The sequence below is a fragment of the Arcobacter sp. genome, assembly GCF_050300555.1.
In the GTDB taxonomy this organism is placed as follows: domain Bacteria; phylum Campylobacterota; class Campylobacteria; order Campylobacterales; family Arcobacteraceae; genus Arcobacter.
Genome location: NZ_JBNKXY010000006.1, coordinates 103,043 through 124,730 on the forward strand (window position 1 = coordinate 103,043; position 21,688 = coordinate 124,730).

A 21,688-nucleotide genomic window follows, 5' to 3' on the forward strand; every position below is an offset into this window, starting at 1 on the left:
TCTTTTATATTGTTGTGGAATATTCACGCATTTTTGCGACCAAGTTTTCTTTTTCTTCTTTTAACTCTTGTTTCATTTCAAATATATATTCATCTAAATCATCAATTTTATTTATTAAAATAAAAGTTTCATCTTTTTTGATTATCTCAATTTCTGTTTTAGCTAATTTTATTTTTTCCCTTGCTAATTCAATTTTATTTTTTAAAATATTTCTATCAAATAACGCATCAGAATCACAAGAAAATGTTTCACCATTTAATAAGCTATTTAATATCAAAGATACTTTTTTTAAATTGTTTTGTTGATATGCTGCATTTAACTCTTTAAAAATCTCTTCTGCTTTATCTTTTTTACTATCCTCAATAATATCTGGATGACATAATCTACTAGCTTTTTTATAAAGTCTTTTTAACTCTATTTTTTCTTTTTTAGAAAGTTCAAAGGGATCATCAAGTTTAAACTTTTTTACCTCTTGATGAAAATTTTCAAAATCTTTTTTGGCTTCAAAATACTCATACTCATACTTCTTACCCTCTTTTTTATATAAAAATTCAAAGTATTCTTCTCTTAATATAAGTATCTCTTCTATCAATACTCCAACTTCTTTATGGTATCTTCCATTAAAATCATTTATCTTGTTGTGATATTCTTCAATCTTACAACTTAAAATTAAAAGCTCTTTTTCTAAAACCTTTAATTCTAACTTTAAGCCTTGAACTTCTTTGTCTTCATGGATAACCAATGATGAAAATTGAGATAGATATTTGTCTATTAAAGTTATAACTTCTTGAAAATTTGTATCTTCAATTAATTTGAGTATGTTTTTTACTTTGTCATCGATTTGTAAAGAGTAAAGTCTATGAACTTGAGGATAAAGGCTCTCTTCATCTTCAATTGCAATACAACTTTTAATGATTTCTAATCTCTTTAAAATCTCTTTCATAAGTACCTTAATTTTTTTATAAATACACTATATTATACAAGAAGTTTAATCTTCATTTTTTTAAAAAATTAGAGAAAGAAAAAAATTATTTTAAAAATTATTTTAGATATTCGAGTTATTTTTAGGCTTAAAAGCCTAAAAATAGGTATGTGTAGAGATTTTTATTTTTTTTACAATTTTAGAAAAAAAATATTTATGCTAATATTAAGAAATATAGAAAAATTATTTAATAATTTTTCTATTCTCCAGAGAGTAATTCACCTTGATAAGACATTATTCCATAATCTAAATTGCTAACACTTTTGAAACCATTAGAAAGCATAATAGTTTGACAATATGCACTTCTACTTCCACTGTGGCAATAAACAACAACTGGAATATCTTTTTTATCATCTAATACTTCAATTGATTGGTAAAATGATGTTGTTGGAACTAAGTAATCCGTCCCTTTTATTCTATGTCCTACCCACTCCATCCACTCTCTTGTATCTACTAAATTAAAATCAATAAATCCTAATTCTCTAGCTTCAAGTAAAGCTTCAACTTCAAGTGCACTTATTTGAGATTTTGTTAAAATTTTTTCACACTCTTCTTTTGTAAAACCTTTTGAATGGGCAATTTCTTCATCTTTTTTAGTGCTATTATTTAAACTATCGACATACTCTTTTGTACAAAAAATACCACAGTGACAGTGACCTTGACTTGGTATCTCTTTTTCTAGTGCAGGAGTACATGGACAAAGTCTATTATCTGCTTTATCTTTTTCCTCTTGTGTTTCACCTATTACCATAAAACATGGACAATATCTCTTATCATATATAAGTTTATTTCTTGTTAAACCCATTTGAATTGATTCATTTACATCATCTTCAGGATTATAAACAAAACCATGTTCCTCACAAACTTTATCTGTAAACTGTCTTGTTAGTTCAAAGGTTGTTTGGAACTCATCACTATTGATATCAATCTTTTTTATCATTATTTTCCCATTTTAGAAATATATTTAGCCAATGCTTTTATATCGGCCTCGTTTAAGTGCATTACTTGAGCTTTCATTACACCTTTCATATTTCCACCATAAGTATCATTTTTATAACCAATAAGCGCATTTTCTATTTTTGTTTCATCCCATTCATTTATCTTTTGAGATTTACCTAGAGCATGTATTTCTCCATTTTGTCCATGGCAACCAGCACATTTTATAAATAAAGCTTTTGCATTATCATTTGCAGAATCATTTTTAGTTTCTATTACTTTATCAATACTTTTAGTGATATTTTCAGCAACATTATTTGTAATAACTTTTGCTTCTTTTGCAACATCAACACTAACTTCCTTTGCTTTTGCCACAACATCATTTGTAATATCTTTAGAGTTTTCAACAACTTTTAAAGTTTCATCTTTTACAGCATTTACTATTTCTTTACTTGAGTTTAAAATATCATTACTTTTTTCTTTAATAATCTCAATATTTTTATTACTTTGTGTAGCTGACTGTTCTGTTTTAAGTTCAATATTTTGTTTCTCTTTTTTATCCTCTGTACAACCATTAAAAATCAAAACTGCAACCATAGAACTAAGTAATATTTTCTTCATATTTTTCTCCATTTTATAAACTTTTATAATCAAATTTAAATTCATCTTTTACAAAATCAACTTTAACTATTCCACCATTTTTAAGTTTGCCAAAAAGAATCTCATCAGTGATTTTATCTTTTATTTCAGTGGCAATTACTCTATTTAGTGGTCTAGCACCCATATCTTTATCATACCCAAGTCTAGCTAACTCATTTTTAGCTCTAGAAGTCAATACAATATCTATCTTTTTATCAGCAATTTGAGCTTTCATATCATCAACAAATTTACCAACAACTTTTGAAACAATATCTAATGTAAGTGGCTTAAAGGTTACAATAGTATCAAGTCTATTTCTAAACTCAGGAGCAAAGAATTTTTTGATTGCTTTATTCTCATTTAAAGTATCATCCTTTGCAAATCCCATTACATTTGCTTCTGATGAGCCTAAATTTGATGTCATAATTAATATAACATTTTGAAAATCTGCTTTATTTCCACTATTATCAGTTAACTCTGCATTATCCATAACTTGAAGTAAAATTGACATTAAATCAGGATGTGCTTTTTCTATCTCATCAAGTAATAAAACACAATGAGGATGTTTTCTAATAGCTTCAGTTAAAAGTCCACCTTGCTCAAATCCCACATATCCTGCTGGTGCTCCAATAAGTCTAGAAACTGTATGTGCTTCCATATATTCACTCATATCAAATCTTTCAAAATGAATACCCAATTGATTTGATAACTCTTTTGCAACTTCTGTTTTACCAACACCAGTAGGTCCAGTAAAAAGGAAACTTCCAACAGGTTTTGACTCTCCTCCAAGACCAGCTCTATTTATCTTAATTGCTTTAATTATAGAAGTAATCGCATCGTCTTGTCCAAAAACTCTTTTTTGCATATTTTTTTCTAAAGTTTTTAGTAATGTCAAGTCAGATTTTGTAGCTGATTTTGGTGGAATATTTGCCATAAGTGCAACTGTATTTTCTATATCAATAGCTGTTATATTTATAGGTTTTTTATTTTTCCCATCAGGGTTTAACTCTAATTTTTTAGTAGCAGCAACCTCATCAATAACATCAATAGCACTATCTGGTAAAAATCTATCATTAATATATTTTTTACTTAATTCAACTGCCATTTCTAAAGATTTTCTATTAAATTTCACATTATGAAACTCTTCATATTTAGATTTTAATCCTTCTAAAATAGCTACACAATCCTCACTTGTAGGTTCACTTACATCAACTTTAGCAAATCTTCTACTAAGTGCTTTGTCTTTTGAAAAATCATTTCTAAACTCTGCAAATGTAGTTGCACCTATACATCTTAGTTTTCCATTTGAAAGCATTGGTTTTAAAATATTTGAAGCATCCATAGCTCCTCCACCAACACTTCCTGCTCCCACAAGTGTATGTATTTCATCAATAAATAAAATAGAGTGTGGGATTTTACTAATCTCTTTTAAAAGTGATTTTAATTTTTTCTCAAAATCACCTCTATATTTTGTTCCAGCTAACATTGAACCCATATCAAGTGAAAATACTTTTGAATCTTTTAAAATAGAAGGTATATTACCATTTGCAATCTCTAAAGCTAAACCTTCTGCAATAGCAGTTTTACCAACACCTGGTTCACCTACAAGTATTGGATTATTTTTCTTTCTTCTACTTAAAATTTGAATAACCCTATTTATCTCTTTATTTCTTCCAATAACAGGGTCAATTTCACCTTTTTTTGCTAAGGCTACAAGCTCAACGGAATTATTATCTAAAACTTCATTTTTTTTATTTAATCTTCTATTATCTTCTTCATCACTCTCATCTTGAACATCAACTTCAATATCTCTATGAGCTATCTCTTCTAAAATATCAATTCTTTCAATTCCTTGGCTTTTTAAAGCAAAAGTTGCATATGATTTTTCATTTTTTAAAATTGCCACAAACATATCATCAACGCTTGCATAACCTTTACCAGAAGTTTGTGTATGGGCAACCATATGCTCAATAACAGAAGTTAATGTTGTAGTCTCTATTGGCTCATCATTTATATCATCAGGAAGCCTTGGAGTGCTTATTTCAATATGCGTTTTTGTATCATTAAATATTTTTTTAGTATCTAATCCCAAATCATTTAACATGCTAGAAATAAACTCATCATTTAATAACATTAGAAATATATGTTCTAATGTTAAATACTCATGCTTACTACTTTTTGCATAGGATACAGCTTGCGCAAATATCTCTCTTAATTCTTTACTTATCATGATTTACTCTTCTTCCATTATAGCTTTTAAAGGAAAGCCCTTTTGTCTAGCTAAGTTTTTCACTTGCATAACTTTTGTTGAAGCTATTTCATGGGTATAAACACCACACACTTCTTTTCCATTATTATGAATATTTAGCATAATAACAGTAGCTTCATCTGTACTTTTTTTAAAAATCTTAACAAGTATATCAATTACAAAATCCATAGTTGAATAATTATCATTCAACAATAAAACCTTATACTTTTTTGGCTCTTGCACTTCTAAATCATCATTTAATTCTATTTCAAACTCATTTGCCAACTTAAAACCTTTTTAGGATAAAATCAAATAATATTATACCAAAAAAGAATTTACAATGATAAAAAAGAAAAATTACGTTTTAAATCAAAGCTTATTTATAAGTGCAACAAATACGAATGTTGGTAAAACTTATGCTGCCTCTATATTTTTAAAAAAACTTACAAAAGATGGCTTTAAAGTTGGATACTTTAAACCTATTGAAACAGGTGTTATTGATGCTCCAGTTGATGGTTTAGCTATGCTAGAATTAACAAAAAAGTTAAATCCAGATTTTAATGTGGATATTGATTTTGTTGTTCCATATCAATTTAAACTTCCAGCTTCTCCTTATGTTGCTAAAAAAGATGTAAACATTGATTTAGAATTTTTAGTACAAAGGAAAAAAGAGCTAGAAAAACTTTGTGATATTTTGATTATTGAAGGTGCTGGTGGTTTGATGGTACCTATTTTAAAAGACTTTTTTATAGTTGATTTAATTAAAACATTTAACTCAAAAGCTATTTTAATATCTCCAAGTCGGCTAGGAAGTATAAATGATACTCTTCTTTCCCAAGAAGCTTTAAAAAATAGAGATGTTGATTTTGATTGGTACATAAACCTTTTTGAAGATAAAGATAGTTTTGATGAAGTTACCTTACCTTTTTACAAGGATTATTTTGGTGAAGTTTTTTATTTAGATGATATTTTGTAACCAAACAAAGATATAATAATAAAAATCAAAAGGTTATCTATGTCAAAAAATATTTTATTTGTTGCTGTTGAAATGCCAGTTTTAATCACAAAAAAAGATTTAGAAGAAGAGTTTCCTGGTCTTATTCTTACTACTATTGAAAAATCTTTGGTGGGTGAAATTACAAATGATAAATATATTTTTGCCTCTTCTTTTGGAATAATTACATTTTGTAATTTTTCCCATGAAGAGATAAAATCATTTTTAGCAAGACTTGATATAAAAGAGTCACATAGTTACAATACAGCTCTTATAAATCAAGATTATCCAATGATAATTGATGAAGAATATATAAAACCAAGTATCGATGAACACACAATAAAATACAATAAATTTAATAAATCAATTGCTTCTATTATATCTTTAGCTCTTTCACAAAGTGTTGGATTAGAAATTAGTGAAAAATCTTTAGAGAAAAAAATGGTTGAAAGTAAATCAATTTATGACAAATTGGAAAAACTTAGAATAAAAGATAGAGCAGGATTAATGAGTTTTGCAAGTAGCATTGCAAAAGAGAGATTTGATATACTTAATAAACTTTATTTGCTAGATAAACCAGATATTTTATGGGATGATATTGAGTTAGAATCTCTATATAATCAACTTGCCCTTCAACTAGAACTAAAATCAAGATTTGAAGTTGTTGAATATAAAATGTCATACCTAAAAGAATCAGTTGACTTTGCAACAGATAGAGTTAATCAAAAATCTAGTGAATTCTTAGAGTGGATTATTATTTGGTTAATTGTTATTGAAGTATTCTTTTCAATTTATGAATATATTGTAAAGCCTAATTTATAAACTACCTAGAATCATTTTTTTATAATAAAAAGCTACAACAAAAAAAGCAAAACCTAAAATTATAGTAATAAAACTAAGAGGAATAATATCTGCCATAATTCCTATAAAAAAAGTTGTAAGTACATTTGATAACATAAATATCATATCATTGTAAGATATTACACGTCCTAAATATTTATGTTCAACTCTTTCTTGTATAAAAGCATAAGTAATTGACCAAATAGTGGTTGTGGTTAAACCTGTGAAAAAAACCATCACTAAAGCTAAATAAAAATTAAATTGAAAAATTCCCCATAAAACAATAGCTAATCCCTGAAAAATAAAAAGCAAAGTCAATCTATCTTTATTTACCCAATTTGTGATTATAAAGGGTCCTACCATAAGAGCTAATGCTCTTATGGCATTTGTAATACCAATAGATAAAGGAACTGCAATAACATATTTGTACTCATTTTTTGCCAATAATGTCACAAGTGTATCAAAAGCTGTAATACCAACTGAAGCATGAAGTATCAAAAGGTGTAAAACTAATTTATTATTTTTAATATATAAAAATCCACCTTTTATCATAGATAAAATTTTCTCTTTTGTATGTATTATCTCTACTTTAAAATCAATATTTAAAAAAACTACTATTGCCAAAATAAAAAATGAAGCATCTAAAATAATAGCCGTTTTTACTCCGTAATAATTTACTACAAGCCCACTTATTGCCATACCAAAGGCATAAGTAAATGACCAAATAATTGAGTGTATTTCATTTGTTTTTTTTAAAACATCACCTGATACTATTTTGGGTAACAAAGTCATTTCAGCCGAAAAAAACATAGAAGCACTACTCATACGAATAAAAATAAGTATCATCAAAAGCCAAATATCATCTTTACTGTTAATAAATAAAAGCAAAAGTGTCATACATAATTCTGTACTTAAAAGGGTCAACATAAGAGGTTTTATTTTAAATCTATCAATAATAGTACCAGATAAAGGAGCAATAACAATAGCAGGAATAAAGTGCATAGCAGTTACAACAGAAATAGCTATAGCACTTGAGCCAAACTCTACAAGCATAGTATAAATAGCTACATTAGAAAACCAAGCTCCAAAATATGCAATTACTTGTAGAAGTGAAAGCTTTCTTACAAGGGGATAATTAACTAAAAGTTCACGATAGTTCAATGTTTACCAAGACCTCTTGAAAAATAGCAGAAGAAGAGAACTCATCGCTTTTGTAAGTATTTAGGTAATTTGCCTTTTTATTACCTGCATAAGCAAGACATGAGTTATCCTTTATATCTTCACTTAAAGCAACAATAAAATTTGCTTCTCCATATGGTGATGAGACTTTTACAAAAGAACCTTCTTTGAAGCCAGAGTTTGGATGTAAATATAGTTTATCATCACTTTTAAATTGAGAGTTTAGATTTTGTTTTCTTTTTGCCATTACCAAATAAAATTGACTGCTTTTTTTATCTTCATATAAATTTTTAATTTTTATATCTTCTATAAATTTAAAATTATCAATAAATGAACTATCTTTTACTTTGTGATTTATATAATAATCTAAAATACTCTCTTCTTTATCTAACTTTTCAAATGAAAAAGCATCGTTTAAATAAGAAGTTAATTCATACTCAGTAATTGTATTTTCATTTTTAGTTTTAACAGCATTTGAAAATGTTTTTAATTCATGCCCATATGATAGTCTCAAATCTTTTTTACTTAAAAAATCAGAAGAAGGAATAATCAAATCAGCATATATACTTGTATCATTTAATACTGTACCATAAAAGACTACAAAACTCTTTTTCAAACCATCAACTACTCTTTTAGTATTTGGAGCACTTACAACAGGATTTGCCCCTTGAATGAAGACAAGTTCATACTCCCCAAAATCAACTTCTGGCAAATCAACTTTTTTTAATGGTGAAGCTTTAAGTGGCTTATCATATCCATAAGCAGAATCTGCCAAATACCATAGTCCACCAGCATCTTTATTATGTACACCTAAATATGCTGCAAAAGAGTCTATTGTTCTTATAATTTGTGAACCTTCAAAATATTTTTGAATACCAATACCAACCATAATTGATACTTTTTTGTTTTTAATTATTTCAAAAAACTTTTCAAGTTCTAAATTTGTGATTCCTATTGTTTGTAGGTAAGATTTTATATCTTTTTTATTTACTATATTTAAAAACTCTTTTACACCACTTGAGTATTTTTCAATGAACTCTTTATCTTCAAGGTTATTTTCACTTAGATATTTACTAAAAAGTAAGGCAAGTTCATAATCAGTTTTAGGATTAAGTTGAATATGCAATTCTGATTTTTTAGCAATTGAAGTTCTTAATGGGTCAATAGTAATAAAGGTTTTATCTTTTACCAAATTGTACATATGGGGAGAAGTAACAGAAAAATTTCTTCCCCAACAAATAATAACATCAGAGTCAATAAGTTTTTGAATGGGAGGATTTACATTTCTTCCTCGACCTAGCGTAAGTCCAACATCTCCTGCTCCATCACATAAACTTCCTTGAGTCAAAACTGAACCATATTTAGCAAAAAAAGTTTTAGGAGCACTTTGCATAATGCCTAAGTTTCCAGCTCCTTTATAGTAAAGAGTTTTCTTAGGATTTGTACTTTTTAATTTTTCTACTAATATTTCTAATGATTTATTTAAAGATATTTTTTCATTTTTAAAATATGGATTTACTAAAAAATCTTCTTTTAGTAAGTTAGCAAAATTTACGCACATCTTTCCATTTGTTACTTTGTGCTCTTTACTCCCTCTAAAATTACTATTTTCATAAACTGCTTCACAGGCATCAAAACAATCAAGTGGACAAGCTACTTTGTTATTTAAACTCAATTTTTACTAACCTTGAAAATACTTTTGGTTTGTCAACTACTATTTCTACTTTATAAGAAGAGATATGTTTACTATCTGCAACTTTATAAATCTTATCTATTTTTAAATCACTTTTTTGACCATCTAAATAAATTGTCTTATTAGAAATAGAGTCATAGTCAGAGATAGGAATAAAAACTTCAAGTTTACCTTTACTTAAATCTTTTGATTCATATAGTAATGTCCCAGGAGTTACATAATCACCTTTTTTTACACTTATATTATAAATATACATATTCTCTTCAAAAAGTTGTTTATTTTTAATAGTATCTTCTAAATTTGCAATTTTTATTAGTAAATCACTTTTTGATGATTGTAAATTTAACACTTGAATTTTTTGATTATCTTTTTCAAAAGCAGATTTTGAAGAGATCTTATATAATCTATTATAATTTTTCTCTTGAATATCTAACATTGAATTTAAAACTTCTAGTTTATTTTTCGTTTGAGCTAAATCAATTTTATCAACAGCATGATCTATCTCAATAATTTTTGTCTTTTTATTTACAGACTTTCCTTCAACTTCATCATTTGAAAAAATAATTTTTCCACTCACTGCTGATTTTACAACATAATTATTATACGGTTCTAATTTTGAGTAATATTCCATCCCAAATACAAAACTACATAAAAAAAGAACAAAACTAATAATTTTCATAAATTTCCTTTTACAAAGCTAATGTTTCAACTATATTTACAATATCTTTTTTAATTAATTTTAAATCAATTTTTTCATCTTTTTCAAGTTTAAAAATCAACTCATCTAAAATTTTATTATATCCAATATATGGAAGAAGTAGTTTGATTAACTCATTATTATTTTTTGATTTTTTGATTGATTTGACTAAAGGCAAATCATCTTTTTGTTTTACTTTTCTATTTTTAACATAGAAGTATAAACCAAATATTAATATTGTAAAAAGCATACCTAAAATAAAAAATAGTAGTTGTTGTTTTAAAGAAGTTTTATATACTATTTTTTCTATCTCAATTTTTTCTTTTTTTACTTTTTCAAGACCTTTAAATGTAGCTTTTTTTTCTATACTTTTAACTTTTATTTTATAACTTGGACTCTTTTGAGTTACTACTTTTTTAATATTTTGATCATAATAACTCAAACTTATAGAAGGTATCTCAAAATCTTTATTTGAAATTATTGAAAATGATTTTTTATAAGTTCCAACATTTTTATTATCTTCTATTTTTGTTTTGATTTCTGGTTTATTCTCAAATATAGTTACATCTTTTATATCTAATTTTATATCTTCAATATCATCAATATTTCCATTTCCACTCACTTCAACTTGATAAGAAACAGATTCTCCCTCATTTATCTCTTCTTTTGAAACAGAAGTTTTTAATAAAAATTCGCCAATTAAATTTACATTATTAGGTAAAGGTTTTACATCCAAAGTTAATGAATTTGAATATATTTTTTCTGTTTTTGTTGCTGGAGAAAAAAGAGAATAACTATAAGTATTCATATCAATAACTTTTGCTTCTATTTTTATTGAAGGGATTTCAAGTAGTCCACTTTTTTGTGGAAATATTAGAAAGTTTAATTCTTGAACAACAAAACCATTCTCTTCATAACTACTATTTTGTTGTTCAATTTTTTTACTCCAAATATTATTAAAAATTGGCATATTAAAGGCTAAGTCAACTATTTGTAAATCTTTTTTATACTTAAATTTAAGATTTAATACAGACTCTTCTCCCACAAATAAAGAACTCTTATTTAATGAAATTTCAAAATCAAAATTTTTTAATTTTGATTTTTTAGGTATATATGAAGTGATTGATTTTTCTTTTGTATTAAAAGATTTTCCATCTATTTTAACCTCAAAAGAAGGAAGTATAAAATCCTTTTGAGGCTTAAAAGAATAAGTTTTTTTTATCTTATTAACTACATTACCATTAATACTTGTAATTGTTCTACTTGTTCCTAGGTTAACTACAATTTGATTATCAATTTTATCGATGTTTGGGAACTCTATATCAGAGCCATTTGCCTCTATTTCAAAAACAAAATTTTCACCTAAGATAAAATTATTATTTGATTTTAAAGCCACATCACACTTAGCAAATATACTAAAAAATATTAAAATAAAAAATAATTTAAAAAATAGTTTCATCTTAGAACTCTACAGTTCCTTCAATTGAGAAATTAGCTTTAGAATCAAGCTCAGCATGACTTAATACTGCAATTTCTAAACCAAATTTTTCATAAATTTCAGAGATTCTTTTTCTAAGTACTGGGTCAACCACCATAGCAACTTTATTGAAACCTCTTGCTTCAATATTTTTTATCATCTCTTTTGTACTTGTAACTAAGCTATTTATTTCACCAATTGATAACATTAATTGTGAAGCTCCACCTTTATCTTGGAGTTTTCCAATAAATTGCTGTTCTAATTCTGGTTTAATTGTAATAATATGTAAAATATTATCACTATCTAAATATCTATTTGTAATAAGTCTATATAATTTACTTCGTACATGCTCCAATAATACATCAGGAACTTTTGTATATTCTGCAATATCTGCAACTGCTTCAATGATTGTAAGCATATCAACAATTGGTATCCCCTCATGTAAAAGATCTTTTGCAACTTTTAATAATGTTCCATGTGAAGTTAATTTCATAGCTTCTTCAACTACAATAGGGAAATCTTTTTTTAATCCATCAACTATATCTACAATATCTTGTCTTGTTATAATATCTTCTGCATGTCTTTTTATTATCTCTGATATGTGAGTAGAGATAATTGTTGGTGCATCAACAACAGTAAATCCCTTTAAAAGAGCATCATCTTTTAATTCTGGACTAATCCATGTAGCTTCAAGTCCAAATACAGGTTCTCTTACTTTTTTACCTTCAAGACTTGCCTTACTAGTTCCACCCATTGCCAAAAGTTTATCAACTTCCACTGTAGCAACAGAAAGAGGTATTCTTTTTAAATACAAAGCATATTCATTTGAATTTAAAGTAACCTCATCTGAAATTTTAATTTGTGGAATTATAAATCCTAAATCAGCAGCAACACTTTTTCTAATCCCTCTAATTTTATCTAATAAATCAGAATTTCCTTGAACCAATTGAAGAAGTCGCATACCTAGTTTTAACTCTAAAACTTCCATTTTCATAATATTATCAATTACTTCTTTATCATTAGAAGGTTTAGCAGCTTTCTCTTTTTGCTCTTTAATTTTATCAAGAATATCTTTTTTATCTTCCTCTTCTTTTTTCTTAAAAAAATTAGTTATTCTATTATTTTGTCCACTATCAATCATATAAATTATATAACCAATAAATCCTAATAATAATCCCATAACAATTAAAATACCAGATGGGAAACCAGGGATAAATGCAAATAATAATAAAGCAATAGCTAAAAGCATCAATGATTTAGAATCTTTAACAAGTTGGCTAATTGCTTGATTAGCAAATTTATCTTCATCAAGATTAGATCTTGTAATAATAATACCAGTTGCAGTAGATAAAATAAGTGCTGGAATTTGTGCTACAAGACCATCACCGATAGTTAAAATTGTAAAGATTTCAGCACTTTCCGCAATTCCTAAATCATGTTGAAAAACACCAATTAATAATCCACCAATAATATTTACAACTGTGATTATAATCCCTGCTGTTGCATCCCCTTGAACAAATTTTGAAGACCCGTCCATCGCTCCATAAAAGTTAGCTTCTGCTATAAGTTCATGTCTTCGCTCTGTTGCTTCTTTATCATCAATAAATCCTGCATTTAAATCAGCATCAATGGCCATTTGTTTACCAGGCATAGAATCAAGTGTAAATCTTGCAGTTACTTCTGCAACCCTTGTAGAACCTTTAGTAATAACCATAAAATTTATAAGTACCAAAATAATAAATACGATAATACCAATTACCATATTTCCACCAACAACAAAGTTTCCAAAAGCGGCAATAATGGAACTAACAGCATCAGGACCATTATGTCCATCACTTAAAATGGACCTTGTTGTTGCAATATTTAAAGATAACCTAAATAGTGCAAAAATTAAAATAAGGGTTGGAAATGTGGTTAAATCAGTAGGTTTTTGAATATATAACCCAATAAGTAAAATTAATAAAGAAATTGATAAGGATAAAATCAAAAAAAAGTCTAATATAAACTTCGGTAATGGAACAATTATAATAGACAATATTGCAACAAAAAATATTACTGCAAATAAATCTTTTGAAAATATCCTTTTAATATTCATATATTAAAAACTGTTTCAACTTAAAGGAAATTAACTAATGATAAGCTATTTGTTTTACTTATAGTTGAATAAAGTGTTTTATATATTAACTCTAGCTGTTTTGATTCCATTGCAACTTCAGTTGCATTTGCCATACTATTTTCTGTTGTTAATACATTAAAATGTGTTAATTTTGATGTTACTCTTTCATACGCTGTTTCAAAAGTATCATTTCTTCCACCAAGTACACCGTGTGCATTATTTGCAGCACCAAAGGCACTATTTAAATCTTCTAAAGCTACAGATATTCCATCACCATCATTATTTCTTAAAGCGGTAATAACATCATCGATTGCTTGAAAACTATTATGTTTAACTGTAAAAGTTTTTTCGCTACCATCCTCATTTGTAGGAAGTTCTGTAATAGTATGTACTTTATCAGGAGATTCACCAGTTGTAGTTACTTCTATAAAGTTTTTAGTTAATTTTCCATCTTCATCATACTCTACAAGTACACTTCCTGCTGCATTTAATTTCCATTCTCTACCATTTTCATCGATGATTCTTTCACCCTCTTTGAAAGTCAATTCTTGTCCAGAAACAGATTTAGTAACATCGTATGACATAATGTCAAAGCCTGTAACTCCTCTATCTCTGTAAGAGTCAACTTCAACTGCACTTTGTCTTAAATTTGGATTTCCATTATAAGTAATTTTTCCATTTTCATCTTTAACAAATGCTTGTACATTTGTTTGAGAACCTGCAAATATATACTCATCTTCAACTCTCTCATTAACAAGTGTAAAAAGGTTATTTTTAGCACCTTCAATTTGAGTAGCTATTGCTTCCCTAGAAACACTATCATTGGTATCATTTCTACCTTTTACCGTTTCAGATTTAATGAAGTCTAAAAGATTTTTGATTTCAGCTAATGTTGAATCAGAAACATCATTTTGAGCATTAGTTTTCTCAATTTGAGATTTTAGTCCTTCATATACATTAAGCTTGTCATTTAAATAAAGTTCTTGAGTATATACCTTTGTATCATCACTTCCCTTATCTATCTTTTTTAAAGTACTCATTTGGTAATTATTTTTAATTTGCTGTTGATTTAGCATATCTAATCTATATAGTGTTGATCTGTCTGTATTAATCATTTAATCACCTCCATAAATTGGTTATAAATCTGGTTAAAGTCATGTTTTTCAGCTGTACCTTGAAAAAGAAAGCTTTTTATTTTCTCTCTTTTTGATAAAGCATCATCTAGCTCTTTATCCATACCTTGTTTATAAGCACCCACACGAATTAATATTTCGTTCTCTTTTATAAGCGATAATACTCTTTTTAACTTTAAAAATCCATTATAGTGCTCGGGACTAACAACTTTATCCATTACTCTTGATGCTGATTTTAATAAATCTATAGGGGGATATTGCCCTTGTTCTGTTAATTCTCTTGTTAATACAATATGCCCATCAAGTATAGATCTACTTTGGTCAGCAATTGGGTCATTCATATCATCACCATCAACCAAAACTGTAAAGAATGCCGTAATAGAGCCTTTTTGTGTATTTCCAGCTCTCTCCATCAATTGGGGTAAAAGAGCAAAAACTGAAGGTGGATATCCTCGACTTACAGGTGGTTCTCCTATACTAAGTCCTATCTCCCTTTGAGCCATTGCAAATCTAGTTACAGAATCCATCATAAGTAAAACATCATGGCCTTTGTCCCTAAAAAATTCTGCAATTGCCATAGCAGTAAATGCACCATATTTCCTCATAAGTGCAGATTCATCAGAAGTTGCAGCGATTATTATTGTATTTTCTAAATTATTATTTAGATTATAATGAATAAATTCAGGAATTTCTCTTCCCCTCTCACCAATTAGTGCTACAACTTTTATCTGTGCTTCACACCCCTTTACTATCATCCCCATCAAAGTAGATTTACCAACACCACTTCCAGCAAAAATTCCTATTTTCTGACCTTTTCCAGAAGTTAGCATTGAATCTATTGCTTTAACACCTGTTGAAAATCTTTCATCAATTATTCCTCGCTCTAAAGCTGGAATTGAGAGTTTATTTATTGCTGAATTTTGTTCTAGTTCTCCAATTTTTCCTTTTTTATCAATGGGTTCACCTAAAGCATTAACAACTCTACCCAATAATCCATAACCACTTTTTACACTAAGTCCATCTTTTTGTAAAAAAACCTTATCATTTATTCTAAAGCCTTCAATAAAAGAGAATGGAACAATTTTAAAGCCATCACTTTCCACTGAAGCAACCATCCCTAAAACTGTATATAAGTGCTGTTCAGACTCAATTTTTACAATATCTCCAACAGCAACTTCAATTCCAACTGCTTTAATTGTAGTTGAACTAATATGAGTAATTCTACCAAAAGGTATTATTAAATTATTTGTATCTATATCATCTATAAATTTATCTATATCTATCATATTACATCTTATCACACATATCTTTGTATAAAGAGTCTTTAGTATCTTTTATTTCTTTACATTTTAATATAAATTCATCTTTCAAATTATTCAAACCTTCATCATCATAAAATCTTATCAATTCGTAATATACTCGTGCTTTATCATTTGGTTTCATATTTCTAGTATTTTTTATTGAATCTGTTAAAAAAGTAATTCCAGCTGGTATATTATTTTTCTTTTTCTCTAACATTGCAAGTTCAATATCAACAAAAGGAGAATAAACAAAAGCTTTTAACTCTTTTTGTTTATTATAAAGTTTTTCCAATACTTTTTCAGCTTCTATTTGTCTATCTTTTCCTATTAAATACAAATAATATTGATAATAAAAATCTACAATGATAGGATTATTCTCATTTTTTTCAATAAATTCTGGGAATCTTGTTGCAAAGTAAAAGAATTTTTCCATAGCAATAGAGTCATTTTTTGCAGTATAAACTAAAAATCTATATAAAAACTCTTTTTCTAAAACATCTTTATTATTTACCATTTCTACTTTAGAAGAGTAATCCATCGCTTCATCAACTAAACCTAAAGCATATGCCATTCTTTCAAGGTATAAATATAGTGTAGCATCCCTACTTGAATTAAAAGTCTCTTTTAATAATTCATAAGCTCTTTCATATGGAACTTCAATCAAACACTCAAAAAACTTATATTTTACTTCCTTATCTTCAATTAAAAGCTCTAAAGTCTCTTTTCTAGAAGTTTTAAGAGCTTTATTCATTAGAAAACATTGATCTTTTTTTAAATAATCTTTTATCAAAGAAACATTAATTTCATCATATAAAACACCTATGTTTTCATAAGCAAATCTTTGTGTAATTGAGTTTGAGATTTTACTATAAACTTTTTTTGATTTTAAAAGAAATTCATATTTCTTTTCTTTTTTAAAATTTAATAACTCTTGTAATAAAGCTTTTTGTTTCATAGCTTCTGAGTTAGGATATTTTGAAGCAACCAACTCTGGAGTAATATTTCCCTCACGCATTAAAATCTCATCAATAAACATTTTTGATTCTTGAACATATAAACCATCTGGAAATTCACTTAGAATATCTTTATATAACTCTTTTGCCTTAAATAAATAAAAATTTGTTCCATCATACATGCTCATATAAACATTTGCTAATTTAAATTTAAACTCTTCAATAAACTCACCTTGAGTTGCCCTATTTAAAAGTTCTTTTAAAATCTCAACTGCAAATTCAGGCATATTTGCAGCAACTAATTTATCAACTTTTTTTAATGCAATAAAAGAATCTTCTGAATAATAATCAATATTTTTATCTAAAACCTTCGAAATAAGCTCATAGGCTTTTTCTTTTTGCCCATCTAAAACATAAACATCAAAAAGTTCATCAGCTACAATTGTTGCAACTAAAACGTCAGTAGTATCAACTAAAATATTGTATAAAGTTTTTATTGCATTTGAATAAGATTTTGTATACTTATAAACCTTTGCCAAATAAATTTTTCCATAGGCATTTGTAATTTTGTCAGAAAAATTGTTTATGATGATTTCAGCAAAATATTTTGCCTCTTTTACTCTGTTAGTATCTAACTTAAAATCTACCATAAGCATATATGCTTTTGCTAAATCTTCTTCTTGAATTTGACCTGTGTTAATAGCTAGTTCTAATTCGTTTGAAGCTTCAGAAACTATTCTTTTTGTCTCTTTTTTAAGAGCTATTTCTGAATATGTAAGAATAATATCTGAGTTTAGGATTTTTATTTTATTTTGTTCTTTAAAGTTTTTAATTTCTGCATATGCTTCATCTATTTTACCATCTCTTGCCATTTTTTTTATTTGCTGTAAAAGTTCAAATCCATCTTTTATATCATTTTTCATTTTTTCAGATATTTGAACGCCTGATGGGTTTATAAAACTATAATAAAAATCTACTTTTGCATTTGAAAATGTAAATAGTAAAAATAATATCAATAAAAACTTCAAAATTTACCTTTTATTTTTATTTAATTCATATACATATGAGAATACTTCAGCCATAGCCTTATAAAACTCTGATGGTATCTCTTGATCAACTTCAATTTGATCATATAAAGCCCTTGCTAAAGCTGGATTCTCAATTATTGGAATATTATTCTCTTTAGCAATATCCCTAATTTTTAAAGCTAAAAAGTCAATTCCTTTTGCAACAATTTTTGGTGCAGAATCAACACTACTATCATATTTTAATCCAACTGAATAGTGGGTTGGATTTGTTATTACAACATCTGCATCTTTTGCATTGGATCTCATTCTTTCAAAGTGCAATTGAAATTGAATATTTCTAATTTTTGCTTTTACTTTTGGATCCCCTTCCATATTCTTATGTTCATCTTTTACCTCTTGTTTAGTCATTTTAAGAGATTTAATATAATAATGTTTCATAAAAAAGAAATCTATTATAGCAAATATTATTATTATAAATAATATAGCTTCTAAAAAATAAAGCAAAAGCATAAACATTGAGTCCAATGATGTGGAAATATCTTTGTCCATCATTGCAATAAAACCTTTATATGTAAGACCAAATAAAATTGCCATTACAAAAACAATTAATGATAATTTTGCTAAAAGTTTTACTCCCTCTAATAATTTTTTTAAAGAAAATAGACCTTTAAGTCCTCCAATAGGATTTAATTTACTAAATTTTAATTTTATGGGATTCATTAAAAAACCAAATTGTGCAATATTTAAAATTACTGCCAATATAATAACCAACAAAAAAAATGGAGCTAAAGCATAAAAAATTTGATACATTATAAAATATACAATATCATAATAATCTTTACCAGTTAATTCTTGACCAATTTGATTAAAAATATATATCATAAGACCTTTTATGGAAGTATAAGTATAGCTACTCCAAAAAAGCATATAAACAGTACCAAATAAAAGTATAGTAGCCCCTACAACTTCTGCTGATTTAGGAACATTACCATCACCTCTTGCTTTTTGTAATCTCTTGGCGGTGGGGTCTTCTGTTTTTTCTTCTTCTGACATAATCCCCCCTCCTATTGAAATTTTGTGATAAAGTAATTGGTAAAGGCCTCTGTAAAGACTTCAACACCTAACATAATAAATAACATAATTAAAGCAAATTTTAACTGAAAAGTAATAACAAAAGGCGAAAAGGCAGGCATAGATTTTGTACCATAAGCATAATATATATCAATAACAAAACCAATAAAAAATAAAGGGAAAGCAAAGGCAAAAGTAAAAGCAAACATTCTGTTTATCTCATCTACTAACATCTTTATACCATCATATGTAAATATATTAAAAGAACCTAAGTGAACAAATGAGAAACTTTTTGCTAAAATAGAAAAGGTCATCTCATACATTCCTGATTCAAAAAAAACTGCAAGTCCTATATAAAACATCAATCTAGCCAATATCCCTTCATTTGCTCCTGAAGCTGGATCAAAGAAATTTGCCATTGCAAGTGCAGTTGCATAACCTACAAATTCTCCAATCATTTTGACTGCATTAAAAATTATATTAACTAACATTGAAGCAACTAATCCCAATGTTGATTCTGAAATTATTGCCAATAAAAAATTATCTGAAGTTACTTGTGATTGTATATCAATTAGGGGAAATAAAAATATAGTAACATAAAATGCAAAAGCTGCTCGAATTGTGACAGTAACTGCCTTATGTCCAAAAATAGGCATAAGTGCCATAAAGGCAAGAATTCTAGCAAAAAGTAAAGTAAAGTTAATTACAACATTTTCATTTAATAAAGATAATAAAGCTTCCATTAGAGATAATTATAGCTATTATCTTCTATTACTTTACTTTCTTCTATTTTTTTATTTGAAGCTATTGATTGATTTGAATTTTGCTCTTTATTTTGCATATTTTGATTATCTGAAAAACTTTCACTATTATCAAAATCACTAAAATCTAAATCAAATGAAGTTGCATCTCCTGCAAAACTTTTAAATAAACTATCTTTAAGTACTGTTTGATTATCCATCAAGCTCTCTTTTGTAGAACTATTGGTTGCTTTCATGCTAATAGATAAAGAGTTGTTTCTTTGTTCATTTCTAATTATTACGGCAATTGTTCCCAAAGATGAAGGATTTAAATTAATTCTAAATGCAGTTACAGGTGGTCTATAATTTTCATACATTACCCTAGCCATATCAGACATCATAGCAGCCATTTGTTGACGTGCTCCTATAATTCTATTTTGTATAGTTTGAGCGGCAGCTGAACTTACTGTTAAATTAACAAGTTTAGAATCTTTTAACTCATCATCAAAGATTTTACCTTGAACTAAAAAACTACCACCCTCTTTTTTGGGATGCTGTTCTTTAGAGTTTTTTGAATTATCTGAACTATTTTTCAAAATAACCAATCTATCAAAAGTTGAAGATAATTTTGTCTCAATTTGCTGTTCAACTGGTTTTTCAATTTTAACTTCTACTTTTTCTAAACCAAGATTTAAAACCTTTGCACTATTTTCAATATCTTTTGTTGAAGTTGCATTTTTTGCAAGTTGAACACCCTCATGTTTTATCTCTAAGTTTTTATTATCTATCGATTTTTTTTGACTACTCATATAAATATTTGTCAGTAAATCATTTTTTGATTTTGCTACGTCTAATTGCTCGTTATTATTTTTTAATAACTCTTCTAATGACAAATTCTGTTTATTTAATCTATCAGTTTTTATTATCTCTTTCTTATTTTCATTTAATATTTTATCAATTAATGATTCACTTTTTTTATTTGTATCTTTTTGAGATAATATTTCTTCTTTATTTAGCTCTATTTTTTCATTTGATGAATCTAAATTTAATTTTGATAACTCATTTGCTACTTTTTCATTTTTAACTTCATTGGAAGATATTTTTGTAGCATTATTTTCTTTTACGTTGTCTTTTAAATTTTGCTCTTTATTGTTTTGTAAAACTGTATTTTCATTCTTTTTATTATTTTCAGCGATTTTATCTATATTTGAATCTAAATCTTTTTTTACTATATTTTGAGAGATTGAAGTTTCATCAACATTTTCTTTTTTAATATTTAAAATACTTTCTGAAGTTTTTTTATCCTTAACAACTTTATCTTTATTTTCTAAAGGGAGTTCTACTTTTTCTTGAGTATTTTCTACTAGCTCATTTATTTTAGGTTCAGTTATCGTTGTTTTTACTTCTTGTTTTACTACATTCTCTTTTGTATTTTCTGTTTTCTCTTTTTTCTCTTCTTTTACATTCTCTGTTTTTACTTCTATCTTTGGATTTACTTCTTTTACATTTGCTTTTGTCTCTTGTACTAATCTATCCATTAACGAAGTCGTTTTTACTTCTTGTTTTACTACATTCTCTTTTATATTTTCTGTTTTCTCTTTTTTCTCTTCTTTTACATTCTCTGTTTTTACTTCTATCTTTGGATTTACTTCTTTTACATT

General features: G+C 27.0%; 18 protein-coding genes. 2 read left to right on the top strand and 16 right to left on the bottom strand.

Annotated features, from left to right (window positions below):
• Positions 1 to 4: 4 nt before the first annotated feature.
• The 5 genes from ACQY5W_RS06195 to clpS all read right to left on the bottom strand — a co-directional run bounded on the left by ACQY5W_RS06195 (position 5) and on the right by clpS (position 5,090).
• Positions 5 to 943 (bottom strand): hypothetical protein, encoded by a 939-nt coding sequence (locus tag ACQY5W_RS06195; protein ID WP_428024083.1) that lies wholly within the window; start codon positions 941 to 943, stop codon positions 5 to 7.
• A gap of 238 nt (positions 944 to 1,181) precedes the next feature.
• Positions 1,182 to 1,922: a ferredoxin-thioredoxin reductase catalytic domain-containing protein gene (locus tag ACQY5W_RS06200; protein ID WP_428024084.1), complete on the bottom strand. Its 741-nt coding sequence runs from the start codon at positions 1,920 to 1,922 to the stop codon at positions 1,182 to 1,184.
• A complete protein-coding gene (locus ACQY5W_RS06205; protein ID WP_428024085.1) occupies positions 1,922 to 2,539 on the bottom strand; it encodes a c-type cytochrome in 618 nt (205 codons plus the stop codon). Before ACQY5W_RS06205 ends, ACQY5W_RS06200 begins: the two co-directional genes overlap by 1 nt.
• A gap of 13 nt (positions 2,540 to 2,552) precedes the next feature.
• Positions 2,553 to 4,787 carry an ATP-dependent Clp protease ATP-binding subunit ClpA gene (clpA, locus tag ACQY5W_RS06210; protein WP_428024086.1) on the bottom strand — a complete coding sequence of 745 codons (2,235 nt, stop codon included), beginning with the start codon at positions 4,785 to 4,787 and terminating at the stop codon, positions 2,553 to 2,555.
• A gap of 3 nt (positions 4,788 to 4,790) precedes the next feature.
• On the bottom strand, positions 4,791 to 5,090 hold the full coding sequence (clpS, locus tag ACQY5W_RS06215) for an ATP-dependent Clp protease adapter ClpS (protein ID WP_428024087.1): 300 nt from the start codon (positions 5,088 to 5,090) through the stop codon (positions 4,791 to 4,793).
• Positions 5,091 to 5,145: 55 nt separating this feature from the next.
• Here clpS and bioD point away from each other — a divergent pair, with 55 nt between their 5' ends.
• Both bioD and ACQY5W_RS06225 read left to right on the top strand, forming a co-directional pair.
• Positions 5,146 to 5,781: a dethiobiotin synthase gene (gene bioD, locus ACQY5W_RS06220; RefSeq protein WP_428024088.1), complete on the top strand. Its 636-nt coding sequence runs from the start codon at positions 5,146 to 5,148 to the stop codon at positions 5,779 to 5,781.
• A gap of 39 nt (positions 5,782 to 5,820) precedes the next feature.
• Positions 5,821 to 6,621, top strand: coding sequence for an RMD1 family protein (locus tag ACQY5W_RS06225; RefSeq protein WP_428024089.1), 801 nt, complete (start codon positions 5,821 to 5,823; stop codon positions 6,619 to 6,621).
• Here ACQY5W_RS06225 and ACQY5W_RS06230 read toward each other — a convergent pair.
• The 11 genes from ACQY5W_RS06230 to ACQY5W_RS06280 all read right to left on the bottom strand — a co-directional run.
• Positions 6,616 to 7,800 carry an MFS transporter gene (locus tag ACQY5W_RS06230; RefSeq protein ID WP_428024090.1) on the bottom strand — a complete coding sequence of 395 codons (1,185 nt, stop codon included), beginning with the start codon at positions 7,798 to 7,800 and terminating at the stop codon, positions 6,616 to 6,618. The two genes, ACQY5W_RS06225 and ACQY5W_RS06230, sit on opposite strands and share 6 nt — an antisense overlap.
• Positions 7,787 to 9,493, bottom strand: coding sequence for a molybdopterin-dependent oxidoreductase (locus ACQY5W_RS06235; RefSeq protein WP_428024091.1), 1,707 nt, complete (start codon positions 9,491 to 9,493; stop codon positions 7,787 to 7,789). The genes ACQY5W_RS06230 and ACQY5W_RS06235 overlap by 14 nt, the downstream gene beginning before the upstream one ends.
• On the bottom strand, positions 9,480 to 10,190 hold the full coding sequence (locus tag ACQY5W_RS06240; protein ID WP_428024092.1) for a hypothetical protein: 711 nt from the start codon (positions 10,188 to 10,190) through the stop codon (positions 9,480 to 9,482). Before ACQY5W_RS06240 ends, ACQY5W_RS06235 begins: the two co-directional genes overlap by 14 nt.
• A gap of 10 nt (positions 10,191 to 10,200) precedes the next feature.
• Complete coding sequence (locus ACQY5W_RS06245) at positions 10,201 to 11,667, bottom strand: BatD family protein (protein ID WP_428024093.1); 1,467 nt, start codon at positions 11,665 to 11,667, stop codon at positions 10,201 to 10,203.
• Between the two features lies 1 nt (position 11,668).
• Positions 11,669 to 13,780, bottom strand: coding sequence for a flagellar biosynthesis protein FlhA (gene flhA, locus ACQY5W_RS06250; RefSeq protein ID WP_428024094.1), 2,112 nt, complete (start codon positions 13,778 to 13,780; stop codon positions 11,669 to 11,671).
• A gap of 20 nt (positions 13,781 to 13,800) precedes the next feature.
• Positions 13,801 to 14,916 carry a flagellar hook-associated protein FlgL gene (locus ACQY5W_RS06255; protein ID WP_428024095.1) on the bottom strand — a complete coding sequence of 372 codons (1,116 nt, stop codon included), beginning with the start codon at positions 14,914 to 14,916 and terminating at the stop codon, positions 13,801 to 13,803.
• Entirely contained in the window at positions 14,913 to 16,220 is a 1,308-nt protein-coding gene (gene fliI / locus ACQY5W_RS06260) for a flagellar protein export ATPase FliI (protein WP_428024096.1), read from the bottom strand. Before fliI ends, ACQY5W_RS06255 begins: the two co-directional genes overlap by 4 nt.
• A 1-nt stretch (position 16,221) precedes the next feature.
• Complete coding sequence (locus ACQY5W_RS06265) at positions 16,222 to 18,216, bottom strand: tetratricopeptide repeat protein (RefSeq protein WP_428024097.1); 1,995 nt, start codon at positions 18,214 to 18,216, stop codon at positions 16,222 to 16,224.
• Positions 18,217 to 18,219: 3 nt separating this feature from the next.
• On the bottom strand, positions 18,220 to 19,269 hold the full coding sequence (gene flhB / locus ACQY5W_RS06270) for a flagellar biosynthesis protein FlhB (protein WP_428024098.1): 1,050 nt from the start codon (positions 19,267 to 19,269) through the stop codon (positions 18,220 to 18,222).
• A gap of 11 nt (positions 19,270 to 19,280) precedes the next feature.
• Positions 19,281 to 20,030: a flagellar biosynthetic protein FliR gene (locus ACQY5W_RS06275; protein ID WP_428024099.1), complete on the bottom strand. Its 750-nt coding sequence runs from the start codon at positions 20,028 to 20,030 to the stop codon at positions 19,281 to 19,283.
• A partial coding sequence (locus ACQY5W_RS06280) for a hypothetical protein (RefSeq protein ID WP_428024100.1) occupies positions 20,030 to 21,688 on the bottom strand: 1,659 nt, incomplete at its 5' end. The genes ACQY5W_RS06280 and ACQY5W_RS06275, both read right to left, overlap by 1 nt.

What these genes read in the sequence shown, in the direction of transcription:
- ACQY5W_RS06240 (WP_428024092.1), bottom strand. Translation starts at nt 10,190, where the DNA reads ATGAAAATTATTAGTTTTGTTCTTTTTTTATGTAGTTTTGTATTTGGG.
- ACQY5W_RS06195 (WP_428024083.1), bottom strand. Translation starts at nt 943, where the DNA reads ATGAAAGAGATTTTAAAGAGATTAGAAATCATTAAAAGTTGTATTGCA.
- ACQY5W_RS06275 (WP_428024099.1), bottom strand. Translation starts at nt 20,030, where the DNA reads ATGGAAGCTTTATTATCTTTATTAAATGAAAATGTTGTAATTAACTTT.
- flhB (WP_428024098.1), bottom strand. Translation starts at nt 19,269, where the DNA reads ATGTCAGAAGAAGAAAAAACAGAAGACCCCACCGCCAAGAGATTACAA.
- fliI (WP_428024096.1), bottom strand. Translation starts at nt 16,220, where the DNA reads ATGATAGATATAGATAAATTTATAGATGATATAGATACAAATAATTTA.
- clpA (WP_428024086.1), bottom strand. Translation starts at nt 4,787, where the DNA reads ATGATAAGTAAAGAATTAAGAGAGATATTTGCGCAAGCTGTATCCTAT.
- ACQY5W_RS06200 (WP_428024084.1), bottom strand. Translation starts at nt 1,922, where the DNA reads ATGATAAAAAAGATTGATATCAATAGTGATGAGTTCCAAACAACCTTT.
- ACQY5W_RS06225 (WP_428024089.1), top strand. Translation starts at nt 5,821, where the DNA reads ATGTCAAAAAATATTTTATTTGTTGCTGTTGAAATGCCAGTTTTAATC.
- ACQY5W_RS06255 (WP_428024095.1), bottom strand. Translation starts at nt 14,916, where the DNA reads ATGATTAATACAGACAGATCAACACTATATAGATTAGATATGCTAAAT.
- bioD (WP_428024088.1), top strand. Translation starts at nt 5,146, where the DNA reads ATGATAAAAAAGAAAAATTACGTTTTAAATCAAAGCTTATTTATAAGT.
- ACQY5W_RS06205 (WP_428024085.1), bottom strand. Translation starts at nt 2,539, where the DNA reads ATGAAGAAAATATTACTTAGTTCTATGGTTGCAGTTTTGATTTTTAAT.
- flhA (WP_428024094.1), bottom strand. Translation starts at nt 13,780, where the DNA reads ATGAATATTAAAAGGATATTTTCAAAAGATTTATTTGCAGTAATATTT.
- ACQY5W_RS06245 (WP_428024093.1), bottom strand. Translation starts at nt 11,667, where the DNA reads ATGAAACTATTTTTTAAATTATTTTTTATTTTAATATTTTTTAGTATA.